General features: G+C 65.3%; 16 protein-coding genes. 10 read left to right on the top strand and 6 right to left on the bottom strand.

Annotated features, from left to right (window positions below; genetic code table 11):
• Nucleotides 1-2 precede the first annotated feature (2 nt).
• Both DFR29_RS12440 and DFR29_RS12445 read left to right on the top strand, forming a co-directional pair.
• The gene (locus DFR29_RS12440) at nucleotides 3-458 is read left to right on the top strand and encodes a DUF4399 domain-containing protein (protein WP_133818938.1); all 456 of its coding nucleotides are present in this window, start codon (nucleotides 3-5) and stop codon (nucleotides 456-458) included.
• Between the two features lie 408 nt (nucleotides 459-866).
• The gene (locus DFR29_RS12445; RefSeq protein WP_133818939.1) at nucleotides 867-2,183 is read left to right on the top strand and encodes a S1 family serine peptidase; all 1,317 of its coding nucleotides are present in this window, start codon (nucleotides 867-869) and stop codon (nucleotides 2,181-2,183) included.
• A gap of 65 nt (nucleotides 2,184-2,248) precedes the next feature.
• Here the strand turns inward: DFR29_RS12445 and DFR29_RS12450 are convergent, their stop codons facing one another.
• Genes DFR29_RS12450 through DFR29_RS12470 form a run of 5 tightly spaced genes read right to left on the bottom strand, consistent with a single transcriptional unit; the run spans nucleotide 2,249 to nucleotide 5,337 of the window.
• On the bottom strand, nucleotides 2,249-2,755 hold the full coding sequence (locus tag DFR29_RS12450) for a hypothetical protein (RefSeq protein ID WP_133818940.1): 507 nt from the start codon (nucleotides 2,753-2,755) through the stop codon (nucleotides 2,249-2,251).
• Nucleotides 2,756-2,806: 51 nt separating this feature from the next.
• The gene (gene minE / locus DFR29_RS12455; RefSeq protein WP_133818941.1) at nucleotides 2,807-3,094 is read right to left on the bottom strand and encodes a cell division topological specificity factor MinE; all 288 of its coding nucleotides are present in this window, start codon (nucleotides 3,092-3,094) and stop codon (nucleotides 2,807-2,809) included.
• Nucleotides 3,095-3,096: 2 nt separating this feature from the next.
• On the bottom strand, nucleotides 3,097-3,909 hold the full coding sequence (gene minD / locus DFR29_RS12460) for a septum site-determining protein MinD (protein WP_133818942.1): 813 nt from the start codon (nucleotides 3,907-3,909) through the stop codon (nucleotides 3,097-3,099).
• A gap of 38 nt (nucleotides 3,910-3,947) precedes the next feature.
• Entirely contained in the window at nucleotides 3,948-4,718 is a 771-nt protein-coding gene (minC, locus tag DFR29_RS12465; RefSeq protein WP_133818943.1) for a septum site-determining protein MinC, read from the bottom strand.
• 4 nt (nucleotides 4,719-4,722) lie between these two features.
• Nucleotides 4,723-5,337 (bottom strand): GNAT family N-acetyltransferase, encoded by a 615-nt coding sequence (locus DFR29_RS12470; protein ID WP_133818944.1) that lies wholly within the window; start codon nucleotides 5,335-5,337, stop codon nucleotides 4,723-4,725.
• A gap of 311 nt (nucleotides 5,338-5,648) precedes the next feature.
• Here DFR29_RS12470 and DFR29_RS12475 point away from each other — a divergent pair, with 311 nt between their 5' ends.
• The 8 genes from DFR29_RS12475 (at nucleotide 5,649) to DFR29_RS12510 (ending at nucleotide 14,893) form a co-directional block, all read left to right on the top strand.
• A complete protein-coding gene (locus DFR29_RS12475) occupies nucleotides 5,649-6,815 on the top strand; it encodes a sensor histidine kinase (protein ID WP_133818945.1) in 1,167 nt (388 codons plus the stop codon).
• Complete coding sequence (locus DFR29_RS12480) at nucleotides 6,812-7,453, top strand: response regulator (protein ID WP_133818946.1); 642 nt, start codon at nucleotides 6,812-6,814, stop codon at nucleotides 7,451-7,453. The genes DFR29_RS12475 and DFR29_RS12480 overlap by 4 nt, the downstream gene beginning before the upstream one ends.
• Nucleotides 7,454-7,793: 340 nt before the next feature.
• Nucleotides 7,794-9,026, top strand: coding sequence for an SRPBCC family protein (locus DFR29_RS12485; RefSeq protein WP_133818947.1), 1,233 nt, complete (start codon nucleotides 7,794-7,796; stop codon nucleotides 9,024-9,026).
• Between the two features lie 398 nt (nucleotides 9,027-9,424).
• Nucleotides 9,425-10,363, top strand: a complete 939-nt coding sequence (locus DFR29_RS12490) for an ABC transporter ATP-binding protein (protein WP_133818948.1) — start codon at nucleotides 9,425-9,427, stop codon at nucleotides 10,361-10,363.
• Nucleotides 10,360-11,094 carry an ABC transporter permease subunit gene (locus DFR29_RS12495; protein ID WP_133818949.1) on the top strand — a complete coding sequence of 245 codons (735 nt, stop codon included), beginning with the start codon at nucleotides 10,360-10,362 and terminating at the stop codon, nucleotides 11,092-11,094. Before DFR29_RS12490 ends, DFR29_RS12495 begins: the two co-directional genes overlap by 4 nt.
• A 13-nt stretch (nucleotides 11,095-11,107) precedes the next feature.
• Entirely contained in the window at nucleotides 11,108-12,982 is a 1,875-nt protein-coding gene (locus tag DFR29_RS12500; protein WP_133818950.1) for a GldG family protein, read from the top strand.
• An 11-nt stretch (nucleotides 12,983-12,993) separates the two neighbouring features.
• Nucleotides 12,994-14,196 (top strand): DUF4340 domain-containing protein, encoded by a 1,203-nt coding sequence (locus DFR29_RS12505; RefSeq protein ID WP_133818951.1) that lies wholly within the window; start codon nucleotides 12,994-12,996, stop codon nucleotides 14,194-14,196.
• Between the two features lie 454 nt (nucleotides 14,197-14,650).
• Nucleotides 14,651-14,893: a hypothetical protein gene (locus tag DFR29_RS12510; protein ID WP_133818952.1), complete on the top strand. Its 243-nt coding sequence runs from the start codon at nucleotides 14,651-14,653 to the stop codon at nucleotides 14,891-14,893.
• Between the two features lie 208 nt (nucleotides 14,894-15,101).
• Here the strand turns inward: DFR29_RS12510 and DFR29_RS12515 are convergent, their stop codons facing one another.
• On the bottom strand, nucleotides 15,102-15,479 hold the full coding sequence (locus DFR29_RS12515) for a DUF423 domain-containing protein (protein WP_133818953.1): 378 nt from the start codon (nucleotides 15,477-15,479) through the stop codon (nucleotides 15,102-15,104).
• Nucleotides 15,480-15,525 lie beyond the last annotated feature (46 nt).

Genomic DNA, 15,525 nt, shown 5'->3' on the forward strand with positions numbered 1-15,525 from the left:
CGATGAAACGTGTACATGTACTGCTGGCCGGCGTGTTCCTTGCTGCTGCTGCCCAGGCCCAGGATGCTGCCAAGGCACCTGCTGCCGCGCCGGGGCTGCCGCGCACTGCGGCCACGGCCGGGGCCGAGCTGTATTTCATTGCGCCGGCCGACGGCGCCACCGTCGGCAAGGAATTCACCGTGCGCTTCGGCCTCAAGGGCATGGGCGTGGCGCCAGCCGGCGTCACTACCGACAAGACCGGCCACCATCATCTGCTGATCGACGTGGCTGAGCTGCCGCCGATGAACCTGCCGCTGCCCAATGACGCCACGCACAAGCATTTCGGCGGCGGCCAGACCGAGACCACGCTGACCCTGACGCCGGGCCAGCACACCTTGCAGCTGGTGCTCGGCGACGCGCTGCATATCCCGTTCGATCCGCCGATCCTGTCCAAGAAGATCACCATCACCGTCAAGTAAGCACTCCGCCGCTGCGGTGCCGGTGCGAGCGCGTACCGGCGCCTGTGCGCTGACGCGCGGCGCGTGGCAGGCCGTTCCGTCCGCTCTGCTGGGTGTTGTCCTGTGCCGTACCTGTCGCGGCGGCCAAGATTGCCGCGGCCCCGCCGCGCTTTGTCCAAGCCCGCGCCCCGCCTGCGTATTGCCAAGCCAGGGGCATACAGCCGGAATGCGCCATCGCAGGTCCTGCGACAGCCCGCTGCCACACTGCGGTGGCGTTCGTTCCTGCTGTCTTGCCGCAACCCCTGAGGCGGCAAAGGCGGTGGCGTTACGGATGCGCCGGCACAAGGAGGTGCACGCGGCGCCAGGGATGGCGCCGCGGTCCTGGTTCTCCTGGCCGGATCGTCCATTCCGTCCCACAGGAGCGTCGCGATGAGTGCAGTGCTGAAGGAAGTAGCGCCGGCCCAGCTGGGCCAGGATCCTCGCTACGGTTGTGTATTGAATCTGCTGGCAACGAATGCAGGCGGCGCGCTGGAATGCGGCCATGCGGTGCTGGTCGCGCCCGACCTCGCGCTGACCGCGGCGCATTGCGTCATGCAGTGGCAGCAGCGACTGCAGGTTCGTTCGGTGCAGGGCGGTGCGCCTGTCGACGTGGCCAGCGTGTACTGGGCCGGCGGTGCGCATCATGTCTACGGCAGCCCGGCGCAGCAATTTCCCCATGTTCCCCTTGATACGTTTTCCGACGACATCGTCGCACTGAAGCTGGCTGCGCCGCTGCCCGTGCTGTGCGCCACGCTGGCGTCGGCCCCGCAGGGCGAGCCGTATGCGGTACGGCTCACCTGTGCCGACCGCCGCCACCGCAGCGGCGTGCGCCGGGTGGCATTGCAGGTGGCGACCGAGTTGCGCGGTCTGGCCTTGGCGGTCGATCCGGCCGACGGTGCGCTGCCCAGTGCGAGCGGCGCGCCTGCTTTTCTCGACGACTACGGCGATGCGCCGCCGCGTCTGGTCGGCCTGCAGGCTTGCGTCGGCGCCTTGCCGGAAGGCGTGCCGCTGTCGCTGGCGATGCGCTACGCCGGACTGGTGCCGCTGACCCCTGCGCGCCTGGCATGGATAGAACGCCTGCGCCGCGCGCCGCTTGACGATCTGCTCGCTGAAGGCGGCATTGAAACCGCGTTGCTGCGTGGGCCGCGGCGCTTCGTTATCCGCCGCGACGACGGCAGTCTGCACAGCGGCGGCGATACGCTGATCGAGATCGACGACCTGGATTATTTCCATCTGATGCCCTGGCGTCTGCTGGCCACGGGCACGCTGGAACTGCTGACCAGCGAAGGCGCGCTATGGACGACGCGGGTGGGCAACAGCACGCAGCTGCGCCTGCAGATCGTCACGCATCCGGAGCGCGAGGTGATCGACCTGATCCTGCATGCTGGCGGCAGTGCCGCAGCACCCTGGCCCTGGCTCGCAGGCAGTGTCTGGTTCAAGCAGCATTGGGTACACGTATATCTGTACCGTCGTAGCGAAGATGCGCCGCCGGGACAGTGCTGCAACCGGGGCCGCGTGCGCATCGAAGCCTATATCGACGGCGGCGCGCACGCGGCGGACCGGCCCGACGCGCATGAACGGGTCTATGACGACGGCAGCATCGTGGCCGGGCAACCGCTGCCGCCGACCCGGCGCGATCCGGCATCCAGCTGGGGTTTTGCCCAGGACGAGGTCGGCAGCGGCCAGGAAGGGCATAGACGGCGCTGAGGCGGCAAGGATTGGTCCGCGCCGTACAGGGTTCGGCCCGTCAACGCGGGCTGCAGCCGTGCCGGTCAGGCCACCGGCAGGCCGCGCTGCAGCAGCCACTGCTGCGCATCGTCGGCGTCGTGCTCGAACCAGGCCCGGGTCGAGCCCAGCCGGTAGGTATAGCCCCAGCTATCCATGTCCTGCATCAGGCGCGTGCTGCCCACGCCGGGCAGGGCGTCGGCCAGCACAATCTGCAGATAGCAGGTGGCGTCTTCCTCGGCGACCGAGTCGGTCGCATCGGTATGCACGAGTACGCGGCGTTCCGGCGGCTGCACGATCAGGTGACAGGCCTCGTGCAAGGCGGAATGTACCGGCGTGTCGCCGCGCACATAGACCGTACAGCCGATCAGGCCGGCTTCGGGTTCGCCCCAGTAGCTGCCGGGAATCGGTGCGCCGTCGTCCACGCGCTGCAACGCCAGCCCGTGTTCTGCCAGCAATGCCTGCAGCGGCGCCCAGCCGATCTGCGCCACGGTCAGCACTTCGCCACTGGCGGGCAGGCTGGGATGCGCAGGATGCAAGGGAGCGGTAGCCATGCGGACCGGGTGGCGTCGATCGCTGTAGACGGTGGCGAACGCGAAGCGGCCTCAGGCCTCGCGTGCGGCCGCCGTGGCCGCGGCGCTGGCTTTGTCGGGCAGCGTCACGGTGAGGTCGAGCACCTCGTGATCGCCGTCGCGCTTGACCTGGATGTCGACTGCGTCGGAATCCACGTTGACGTACTTGCGGATCACTTCCAGCAGCTCGCGCCGCAGCAGCGGCAGGTAGTCGGGGCTGCCGCGGGCGCTGCGTTCCTGGGCCACGATGATACGCAGGCGCTCCTTGGCGATGCTCGCGGTTTGCTTGGGTCCGCCGCGCAGGAAATCGAACAGGCCCATGCTCAGCTCCCGAACAGTCGCGACAGGATGCCTTTCTTAGGCGCGTCGAGAAAACGCATCGGCCGTTCCTCGCCGAGCAGGCGTGCGACCGCGTCTTCGTAGGCATGGCCGGCGTGGGAGTTCTCGTCCAGGATCACCGGCACGCCGGCATTGGACGCAGCCAGCACGCCTTCGGATTCCGGAATCACGCCCAGCACTTCGATGCCGAGGATTTCCTTGACGTCGTCGATGCTCATCATGTCGCCCGCGGCAACCCGGGTGGGGTTGTAGCGCGTCAGCAGCAGGTGCTGTGCCACCGGATCGCCGCCGTTTTCCGCGCGCTTCGTCTTCGACGACAACAGGCCGAGGATGCGGTCAGAGTCGCGTACCGACGACACTTCCGGATTGACCACGACGATGGCACGGTCGGCGAAATACATGGCCAGGAACGCGCCCTTCTCGATGCCCGCCGGGGAATCGCACAGCACGTAGTCGAAGCCTTCTTCCTTCAGATCGTTGAGCACGCGCTCCACGCCTTCCTTGGTCAGCGCGTCCTTGTCGCGCGTCTGCGAGGCGGCCAGCACGTGCAGGTTGTCGTAGCGCTTGTCCTTGATCAGCGCCTGTTTCAACGTGCATTCCTGGTGGATCACGTTGACGAAGTCGTACACGACCCGGCGTTCGCAGCCCATGATCAGGTCGAGGTTGCGCAGGCCGACGTCGAAGTCGATGACCGCGACCTTCTTGCCTCGCTTGGCAAGGCCCACCGCAACCGAGGCGCTGGACGTGGTCTTGCCGACTCCGCCCTTGCCGGAGGTGACGACGATGAATTCTGTCAAGTTACTCTCTCCACAATTGGCTCTTGTCGCTTTCTACGCTACGGACCGAGCCTGGCCAGCAGCAGCTTCTCCCCCTCCAGCCATACTTGCACGGGTTTACCGCGCAGGTCAGCCGGTATGTCTTCGAATACGCGGTAATGGCCGGCGATGGAAACCAGCTCCGCCTGGAAATCCTGGCAATAGATGCGCGCGCTGGCGTCGCCCTGGGCGCCGGCAACGGCCTTGCCGCGCAGCGCCGCATAGACGTGCACCGAACCGTCGGCGATCACTTCGGCGCCGTTTCCGACGACGGCAGTGATGACCAGATCGGTGCCGCGCGCATACACCTGCTGGCCCGAACGCACCGGCTGTGTCTGCAGCTGGCTGGCCGGTCCGCGGCTGCCTGCGCTTGGTGGCGGCGGGGTAGCACGGGCAGGCGCGGGCGCTGGGGCAGCGGTGGCCGGCACGCTTTCGGCGCTGCCGCCGTTTTCGTAGGCGGCACGGAATTTGGCAAAAAGCGGCAGATCCAGCGCGCGCGCCAGCGCCTCGTTTTCGCTGGTGCCGTAGGCCAGGCCCACCGGCAGCATGCCGCTGTCACGGATGGTCTGCAGCAGGCCGCGCACGCGTTCCGCGTCGGGCAGCTGCGCCAGGTGGCTGAGGTCGAGCACCACCGGTGTGCGCTGGAACAGTTGCGGTGCGGTATCGAGCTTGGCCTTCAGTTCCTGCGCCAGACTGGCGTCGTCGAGCGTCTTCAGGCGCAGGTTGGCAATGCCTACCTGGCCGAACTTCAGCTCGCCGACCGGCTCGTAATTGGGCAGGGTCCGCGCCATCGGCTCAAAGCCCGCCGGCGGCGCGGCGCGGGGCGGCGCTGCCCTGGCGCTTGCGCTGGGCCAGCCAGGGCTGGTTCGGCAGTTGCCCGGTCGGGCCGTCCAGATAGGTGCTGCGGACGAAGTCGAAGCTGGGCAGGTCTTTCGCCAGCAGGCTTACGCGCTTGCCCAGGCCGGGCATGATCTGCTGGCCGACTTCATTGAAACCGTAGGTGCCGTGGAACAGCACCGACACGTCGTCGCGGGGTTCGAGGAAGACTTCGCAGGACAGTACCGGCACGCGCACTTCGGAAAAGCTGGTCGCGTCGGCATAGAAGATGCGGCCCAGCCCCAGGCCGCGATAAGGCTTGGCGATGACGATGCGGTCGATATAGGCAAAAGCCGCATAGCGCTCGCAAAACCAGCGGTAGTTCGGACTGTCGTAGTCGCTGCCTTCGCGCATGGCCATGAGGAAGCCGGCGATATGGCCTTCCACTTCGGCGACGCGGAAATAGTCCGCATTGTCAAAAAACCAGCGGATTCGGTTCGAATCCAGGATGAGAATGGTCGGGCCGGCGGCGTTGTTCAGTGCAAGGACGGAATCCAGCTCGTGCTCGCGCACGTCGCGGATGGCGATGGCCATTCGTTGCTCCAGCGGTATTGCGGGGCGGCCTACCGACGGCGCCCACGGACTGCGGAAGTATCGCATGCGGCTGGGGCGGTAGCCATGAGGCGGCGCGCCGGCGCCCGGCCGGGAATGTTAAGGAATGGTAGGCAGTTGCCGGCCAGTGGCGCAGATCGGCTGCCCCAGGCTGCTGCGCCGGTCGCTGCGACCGGTCCCGCCCGCCGCAAACCGGCCGCCGGTTGCGCATTTTTGCCACGCGGCACGGCGTCTGGCTGGCCAGATGACTTAGGACAGGTACGGCAACCCCCTGTCGCGCCTATCATTCGCCCATGCAGATCGCCCAGATCAACCATATCCGCCTGTTGCGCTACGCCGGTCTGTTTACCTATGTATCCGTGGGCACGCCGCTGGTGCGCTATCACGATCTGGTGATCGAGCTGACCCAGGAAGGCCGGCCGCTGTGGCATCTGAGCGCCTGGGTGCTGTGCTATCTGCTGTTCGGACTGCTGTTCTGGCTGCTGCTGCTGAAACTCGGCAGCCGCCGCTTCGCACCGCTGAAGATCGGTCTGCTGGTGGTGCTGATCGGGCTGGCCATGGCCATAGGCTGGTTCAGCAAAAGCGGGCTCAGCGCGATGTTGCTGGTCGGACTGTCGATGGTCCTGCCCTGGCTGATGCCGTTGCGCATCGCCCTGGTCAGCATGGTGCTGCAGAACTACGCCCTGGTACCGGTTTTCGCCACGCTGCCGGACTACACGCTGGGCCTGGCCGTGCTGCAATCGAGCTTCTACCTGGGCTTTTCCGCGCTGGTGTTCTTCACCTCGCTGATTGCGCGGCAGCAGTCCGAGGCGCGCGACGAACAGCGCCGGCTCAATTCCGAATTGCGCGCGACGCGCGCGCTGCTGGCCGAATCCAGCCGCATTGCCGAACGCCTGCGCATTGCGCGCGAGCTGCACGATCTGGTCGGCCACCACCTGACCGCACTCAGCCTCAATCTCGAAGTGGCCAGCCACCTGGTACAGCAGCCGGCGCAGGAACATGTGCGCAAGGCCCAGTCGGTGGCCAAGCTGCTGCTGGCCGACGTTCGCGAAGTGGTCAGCCAGATGCGCGACGACGATCGCATCGACCTGAGCCAGGCACTGAGCAACCTGATCGAAGGCGTGCCGCAGCTGGACATACAGCTGGAGCTGCCGCCGCGCTTCGGCGTCGACGATCCGCACCGCGCCCACGTGCTGTTGCGTTGTGCCCAGGAAATCATCACCAATACCGTGCGCCATGCCGGCGCGCGTACGCTGTGGCTGAGTTTCGAGCAGGTCGGCGACGAACTCGTCATCCATGCCCGCGACGACGGCCGCGGCAGCGACAAACTCACGCCGGGCAACGGCCTGGCCGGCATGCGCGAACGCCTGGCCCAGTTCGGCGGACGCTTGAACATCACTACGGCGCGGGACCGGGGTTTTGCCCTGGATGCCTGGCTGCCCTTGGAGACAACTGCATGATTTCAGTCTTGCTGGTGGACGATCAGACCCTGGTGCGCCAGGGCATTCGCAGCCTGCTGGAGCTTTCCGACGATATCCGCGTCATTGCCGAGGCCGCCGACGGCGCGCAGGCAGTGGAGATGATTCCGCAGAAAAAACCCGATGTGGTTCTGCTGGATCTGCGCATGCCTGGCATGAGCGGTATCGACGTACTGAACCATCTGGCCCAGGCCAACCAGCTGCCGGCGACCATCATCCTGACCACCTTCGACGACGACCAGCTGGTGCTGGCCGGCCTGAAGGCCGGTGCGCGCGGCTATCTGCTCAAGGACGTGTCACTGGAACAACTGGTCGATGCGGTCAAGACGGTTGCCGCCGGCGGTTCGCTGGTCGCGCCGGTCGTCACCCAGCGTCTGCTGCTGGGCCTGGAACGCATGCACAACGAATTCGTCAGCCTCGACCGGCCCGATCCGCTGACCGAGCGCGAAACCGAAATCCTGCGCCTGATGGCCGGCGGCTACAGCAACAAGGAAATCGCCAATTCGCTCGGCGTGGCCGAGGGCACGGTGAAGAACCACGTGTCGAATATTCTTTCCAAGCTCGGCGTGCGCGACCGCACGCGTGCCGTACTCAAGGCGTTCGAGCTGGGCATAGTCTGAACCGCGCGGCGCGGGCGGCGTTGCCGCGCTTGCGGGACCGCGCCGGCTGTGCCGCCGGCAATTTTTGCCGTTGGCCCGAACGGTCTGCGCAATCTGCTTTTGTTACAAGGAATTACAGTCTTGCGACGGGGCATCCGCGGCCGCGTCAAGGCCTGCTGGCGGAGCGATTCAGGTAATAGCCATCGTGATCCGGAGCAAGTACCATGCGCGACTCGGCGATTCCGGTCTGCGTCGTCTAACGGCGTGCCAGCGTCACCGCTTTTGGTGGATATTTCGATCGTTGTGATAAGGCAGTGGCGGTCACAGGCCGCCCGGCAGATTAGTCCTGGAGACATCTGGAATGACGCGTATTCTTGAGTTCATTGTGGCCGCGGTCATCGTGTTCGCGCTGGCCGTGATCATTGGGGTGGCGCTGCCATCCTCCGGTCACATCGAACGCAGCGTGGACATCAGTCACAACACGCGCCACATCGGCGACATGCTGAGCAACTACCGCCGCTACGCCGATTGGGGCGTGGTGCGCATGCTCGACAACAAGGCCCAGTTCGCCCTGGAAGGTCCGGACTTCGGCAAGGGCGCCAAGGTCGTCTGGACCAGCACCAAGCCCAACCCGGGCAACGGCAGCTACGAAGTGACCGAGAAGGACGGCGACAAGAGCATCGTCTGGAAGGTCGACAACCTGTGGAACGGCACGAACAAGCACTACACGATCACCCTGGAGCCGCAGAAGAACGGCCGCATCACCAAGGTGACCTGGGCCTATGACGTCGACTACGGCTGGGACCTGATCGCGCGCTATTCGGGCCTGTACATCAACGGCGACCCGGCCACCCAGATCCAGCTGCACCTGGCCAGCCTGCAGCAGCAGATGGCGGCGATCCCGAACGTGGACTACACCACGACCGAAATCTTCGTCGCCGACGTGCAGGGCCAGCCGCAATTGGTGGTGCCGACCCAGGCGCCGCGCAGCCTCGACGAAGTCGCTGCCGCGACCGACACGGCGATGAAGGAAATCGCCGCCGTCATGAAGATCCAGAAGATCAATCCCGCCGGCCCGCGCCATACCACGACCGTGGAGTGGGGCGATGAGAACTACGTATTCGACGTCGGCCAGCCGGTCGACAGCGCCAACCTGAAGATCGACGGCAAGGACTACGTCATTGGCCCGGCCATGCCGCAGGCCGTGCAGACTGCCGAAGAAAGCGAAGCCGCTGCGCCGCTGCCGGGCAACATGGATCGCAAGGGCAACCTCGTCGTCACCGACAAGGTCGTCGCACGCACCGGCTACAACGGCAAGGCCCTGGTCACCACCTGGGTGGGCAGCCCCGCCGGCCTGCCGCTGATGCGCCTGTCGCTGAAGGCGTATGCCATGGCCATGGGCTATCGCTTCAACGAGAACGCCAATCGCTATTTCGACGTGATGCTGACCGATCCGGCTACCGTTGCCGACGACGAGCAGCAGTTCAAGGTGTACCTGCCCATCCTCGACAACGCCGTGGCGAACGAGCCGGCAGCAGCTCCGCCTGCACCGGCAGCTCCGCCCGCGCCGGCCGCCGCGGGTGGCCAGCACTGATCGCAGCGCGGCAGCGTTGAAAGAAAGCCCCCGCCTCGCGGGGGTTTTTTTTGCGCGTATTTCCACAATGGGGCGAGTCCGCCGGCTATCGCCGGGCCGGTCTGCACCATGCCTGGTGTGCTGGCCGGCCAACGCGCTGTGCCGACAGCGAAACCCCTGTGCCGCAGGGCCATTCGTCTCCGCCGCTGGCCGCGGGAACTTTTTTTCGGCTTTGCGGTACATTGCCAGGCGCTCCGTCACCGATCCGCATCCTGGCATGGCCAGCTCCGCGAACGGTCTGGCCGGTATCGCGCGCCGGCCTGGGGACAGCGCCGGTAAAACCATCGTCGTTCCGCTCGTGCGTGCAGGTCTGCACGTCCGGGCAGCGGCTTGCACAGCAATTCATGGGTGACCTGACGATGATTGAAACTTCCCAATTGACCAAGCGCTACGGCCAGTTCACCGCCGTCGACGGCATTTCGTTCAAGGTGCAACCGGGCGAGGTGCTGGGTTTTCTCGGCCCCAACGGCGCCGGCAAATCCACCACCATGAAGATGATCGCGGGCTTTCTCGCGCCCACCGCGGGCAGCGCCAAGGTCTGCGGCTTCGATGTGGAATCCCAGCCCATCCAGGCCAAGCGCGCGCTGGGCTACCTGCCCGAAGGCGCGCCCAGCTACGGCGAAATGAAACCGCGTGCCTTTCTCGAATTCGTCGCCGACGTACGCGGCATGAGCGGCGAGCAGAAGAAAAAGCGCATCGACGACGTGATCGGACGGCTGCAGCTGGAGTCGGTACTGGCACAGTCCATCGACACCTTGTCCAAGGGCTTCAAGCGCCGCGTCGGCCTGGCCCAGGCCATCCTGCACGACCCGCCCGCGCTGATCCTGGACGAGCCGACCGACGGCCTCGATCCCAACCAGAAACACGAAGTACGCGCCCTGATCAACGCCATGGCGCACGACAAAATCATCGTCATCTCCACGCATATCCTCGAAGAGGTGCATGCGGTCTGCACGCGCGCCGTGGTCATTGCCGGCGGCAAGCTGCTGGCGGATGCGACGCCGGCGGAACTGGAAGCGCGTTCGCGCTATCACGGCGCGGTGTCGCTGACTGCAGTCAATACCGGCGCGGCGCGCCAGGCGCTGGCCCGCGTCGCCGACATCGAGAGCATCGAGATCGACCCGCAGGACCACCGCATCACTGCTTTTCCGAAGAAAGGCCGCGCGATCTTCATGCCGATCAGCGACGTGCTGAAGTCGCAGAACATCGAGGTGAGCGAGCTGCAGCTGGAAAGCGGCCGCCTCGACGAAGTATTCCGCAGCATCACCCTGCCGGAAGCCAAGGAGGCCAGCGCATGAATCCCGTCGTCACTGTCTTCCGGCGCGAACTGGCCAGTTATTTCGCCACGCCGGTCGCTTATGTCTTCATCGTCATTTTCCTGCTGCTGGCCGGCGCGTTGACCTTCTACTACGGCGGCTTCTTCGAGCGCGGCCAGGCTGACCTGCAGCCGTTCTTCATCTATCACCCGTGGCTGTACCTGTTCCTGGTGCCGGCCATCGGCATGCGCCTGTGGGCCGAGGAGCGCAAGAGCGGCACCATCGAGCTGCTGCTGACCCTGCCCATCACCATGTGGCAGGCGGTGCTGGCCAAGTTCCTCGCCGCCTGGGCCTTCGTCGGCATCGCGCTGGCGCTGACCTTCCCGATCTGGATCACAGTCAACTACCTGGGCGAACCCGACAACGGCGTCATCGTCGCCAGCTATCTCGGCAGCCTGCTGATGGCCGGCGCGTTCCTCGCCATCGGCTCCTGCCTGTCGGCGGCGACACGCAACCAGGTGGTCGCTTTCATCCTGACGGTCGTTATCTGTTTTCTGCTGCTGATGGCCGGATTCCCGCTGGTACAGGGTTTTTTCCAGTCGCTGCTGCCGCAGGGTGCGGTCGATGCGATCGCAGGGCTCAGCCTCTATACCCATTTCATTGCCATTGCCAAAGGCGTGGTCGATCTGCGCGACCTGATCTATTTCGCGCTGACCATCGGCGTGTGGCTGTACGCCACCGCCATCGTCATCGATCTGAAAAAGGCCGACTGAGGAAGCAACCGCCATGGCATTCAATCGCAAAACCCTGACCGGCAGCGCGCTGCTGATCCTCGCCATCCTGTTCGTCGCCGTCGTGCTGATCAGCAACCTGCTGTTCCGCGGCGCCCGCATGGATCTGACCCAGAGCAACTTGTATACCTTGTCGGAAGGCACGCGCAACCAGCTGTCCAAGCTGGAAGAGCCTATCCAGCTCACCTTGTATTTCTCCGACAAGAGCACCGCCGAAGCCGCCAGCAACGACGCCCGGGCGCTGCGCGGCTACTACCCGCGCGTGCGCGAACTGCTGGAGGAAATCGCTGCGCGTTCCGGCGGCAAGATCCACCTCAAGGTGATCGACCCGCTGCCCTTCTCCGAAGACGAGGACAACGCCGTTGCTGCCGGCATCCAGGGCCTGCCGTTCGGCCCGGCCGGCGAAAACGTCTTCCTCGGCCTGGTCGGCAGCAATTCCACCAGCGGCGAAGCGAAGATTCCGCTGTTCGATCCGGGCCGGGAAAACCTGGCCGAGTACGACATCGCCAAGCTCATTCACGATCTTTCCGTCAGCAAGAAGCCGGCGGTTGCCTTCATCAGCAGCCTGCCCATGACGATGGGCTTCGATCAGGCCACGCGCCAGATGCGCCAGCCCTGGGCGGTGTATACGGAACTGTCGCAGCTGTTCGATCTGCGCCAGATGAATGCAGCCGCGCTGAAGACCATCGACAAAGACATCAACGTCGTGGTGCTGGTACACCCCAAGGATCTCAGCGACGACGCCTTGTATGCCATCGACCAGTTCGTGCTGCGCGGCGGCCATCTGCTGGTATTCGTCGATCCGAACGCGGAACTGGACGAATCCGGCGCTGATCCGGAAAACCCGCAGGCCGCCATGCTGGCGGACAAGTCGTCCGACCTGGCCAAGCTGTTCAAGGCCTGGGGCGTGGACTATGCCCGCGACAAGGTAGTACTGGACAACGCGCACGCCTTGCAGATCCGTGTGGCCCAGGCCGCGCCGCCGGTGCGCCATCTCGGCATTCTCGGCTTCGCGCGCAAAGACCTCAGCAGCGACGACGTGATCACCGCCAACCTGGCCACGATCAACATGTCCACGGTGGGATATTTTGAATTGTCCAAGGATTCCACGGCCAAGCTGGTGCCGCTGATTCAGTCCAGCGACCAGTCCATGGCGGTGTCCGCCGACCGGGTCAAGTTCCTGCCCGATCCGGCCGGCCTGCTCGCCGGCTTCCAGCCGACGGGCCAGCCGTTCGTGCTGGCAGGGCGCCTGGAAGGCGAATTCAAGACCGCGTTTCCCGAACGCAGCGGCGCCGATCACCTGGCCCAGGCCAAGGGCAGGAACGCGATCGTGCTGTTCGCCGATACCGACATGCTCAGCGACCGGCTCTGGGTCGAAGTGCAGGATTTCTTCGGCCAGCGCGTGATGAATGCCTACGCCAACAACGGCGACCTGGTCATCAATGCCGTGGACAACCTGGCCGGCGATTCCGACCTGATTTCCATCCGCGGCCGCGCCACCTCGCAGCGTCCCTTCACCCGCGTCGAGGCGCTCAAGCGCCAGGCCGACACGGCCTTCCGCAAGAAGGAACAGGACCTGCAGAAAGAACTGTCGGAAACCGAGCGCAAGTTGACTGAACTGCAAAGCGCCAAAAGCCAGGACCAGGCCATGGTGCTGTCGCCCGAACAAAAGGCAGAACTGGACAATTTCCTCAAGCGCAAAGTCGCCATCCGCAAGGAACTGCGCGATGTGCGGCGCCAGCTCGATGCCGACATCGAAGCGCTGGGCACGCGCCTTAAATTCCTCAATATCCTGCTGGTGCCGCTGCTGCTGGTGATTGCGGCGCTGGGTTTTGCCGGCTGGAGCGCCAAGCGGCGCCAGGCCCGCTGAAGGAGACAGGCATGAACCATGTCAACAACAAGACCGTGATCGGTCTGGCCGTCGCCGCCGGCATCGCCCTGATTGCGGCGATCGCGCTGGGCACGGCGCGCAAGCCCGACGCCGAGCACGCTGGCCAGGTCGCCACCCTGGCACTGCCCGAGCTGGACAACCACCTCAACGACGTAAAGAGTTTCAGCATCACCGGCCCCGGCCAGAAGCTGCTCGCGACGCTGGAAAAAGACGCCGGCGGCTGGACGCTGAAGGAAAAGGGCGGCTACCGCGCCGATGCGGGCAAGGTGCGCGAATACCTGCTCAAGCTCGGCCAGTCGCGCCTGCTCGAAGCCAAGACCACCAACGAGCAGCGCTACGCCGAGCTTGGCCTGGCCGACATCGGCGCGACCGGCAGCACTGGCGTGCTGCTCGCCCTCGACGGCCTGGGCAAGCCGGTGCAACTGCTGCTGGGCAATGTGAACACGCGCGGCGATGCCACCTTCGTGCGCCGCGCCGGCGACAAGCAAAGCTGGCTGGCCAAGGGCAACCTGCTGCCGGACAAGACCGCGGCCAACTGGCTGGACAAGAGCATCGTCGACCTGCCCGCCACGCGCGTGCGCGAGGTCGTGCTGAACAAGCCCGAGGGCAAGCCGCTGCGCGTGTTCAAGCAGCAGCCAGCCGATACCAGCTACGCGGTCGCCGATCTGCCCCGTGGCCGCGAACTGGCCTCGGAGTTCGCTGCCAATTCGCTGGGCACTACCCTGGCCGGGCTCACCTTCGAAGACGTGCTGCCCGCCGCGCAAGCCGCGGCGCCGGCCGACAAGCTATACCGCAGCAGCTTTGCTGCCTTCGACGGACTGGTGGTCGAGGTGACGGCCTGGAAGAAGGACGACAAGTTCTACGCCCAGCTGCAGGCGCGCAAGGATGCCGCTGCGGCCGACAGCGGCATTGCCGCGGCGCAGGCCAGGGCCAAGGCCGACTGGGACGCGCAGCAGGCGGCACCGGCGGCGGCCGAAGCCAAGCCGGCCGCGCAGCCACCGCTGTCCGTCAGCGATCCGGCCAAGGACAAGAGCGAGCGCCTGGCCGCGCTGGATGCGGAAGTGGCCAGGCTCAATCTGCATTTCAACGGCTGGACCTACCAGTTGCCGCAGTACAAATTCGCCAACCTGGAAAAATCGGTGGATGAGTACCTCAAGCCGCTGGAAGAAAAGAAAACCACTGGAAAGAAATAAGCGCCACGCTTTTTTTCAATATGGCCGAAACCGTGGCTGCTGTGGCAATCCGGCGCAAATCGACGTTGCTGAACACGTCCATACAAATCGGCGGATAGCCTTGTGCCAAGCCGGAAAGCGCACGCTTTCCGGCTTTTTACTTCTAAACAAGTGCGCAACAGCAACGTATTGTGCGTTGCATCACGCGCCGTTAAGATGCGGGCCGTCCCGAAGCAATCGCCCGGGCGTATCGTCGTATCCCACCAGTCAGGCTTGACTCGTGAGTGCCGCGCACTCGCGCGGACGGCTGCGCCTGCGGCAAGACGATGTGCGCAAAGGCGACCTCGGGAATGCGATGTGCGGTACTACCGCTCCCTGGAGGAGCGTCGGCCAGCTGGCCGCCGCGCTGTGCCCGCAAGGTGTGCAGCGCACGGCCCGGATGACTGTCCGGCAACGGTTCGACACTGGAGGAACCATGAGGGAGCACCTTTTCATCGCCGCACCGCTCGCTGGCAAGACCTGCGCCGGCGACCTGCTGCCACCGAATGCCGCCGGCATGGCCGGTTTCGCCACGACTGCCGGCGCCCTGCACGCGCTGGGCGTGGACCACTCTGCCGGTAGCTGGCAGGTCGCACAGCAGGCCAGAGCCTTCCAGAACATTCCTTCCTACCACGCGCACGGCCCGATCTTCACCGGCCGGCACGTTACCCACTTCTGACCGTTCCGCCCCGGGGAGACCTGAGAATCCGCGGGGTGGCCAGTCTGAAGCCCCTGGAGCAAGGCAAGGCGCCAAGGATGGCGCAAACCTCCCGTCAGAGTCTGCCGCGGGACCGGCTGCAACTGGTCCTGCGGTTTCTGCGATTTTCGCAGCGGGCCAGTACTTGCGATTAGCCTTGTTGCTTAATGCAACAGGGGAATATTAGTACCTATTTCTGTCGCCAGGCCGCCACTGCCAGCGCCAGCCATCCGGCGATCAGCGCCAGGCCGCCCAGCGGCGTAATCGCACCGAACCAGCGCGGGCCACCCAGGGCCAGTGCGAACAGCGTGCCCGAGAACACCAGCGTTCCGGCCAGAAAAAGCGCCACGGCCACTAGCGCCGGCCTGCCGCCGCCGCTGTCGGCCCAGCGCGCCGCGAACAGCGCGGCGAGCACATGCCAGAACAGGTAGTTGACGCCGGTTTGCCAGATGGCCAGCTGTGATGGGTCGAGCCTGTTGCGCAGGGCGTGGGCGCCGAAGGCGCCGAACATCACGCCCAATGCACCTCCCAGGGCGGCAAGCAACAACAATTTTCGTGCAAATGCCATCGGACCGTCCTGTCTGCGGAAACCGTGAATTTGCCTGAGGGTTCCT

This window comes from Tahibacter aquaticus, assembly GCF_004363655.1.
In the GTDB taxonomy this organism is placed as follows: domain Bacteria; phylum Pseudomonadota; class Gammaproteobacteria; order Xanthomonadales; family Rhodanobacteraceae; genus Tahibacter; species Tahibacter aquaticus.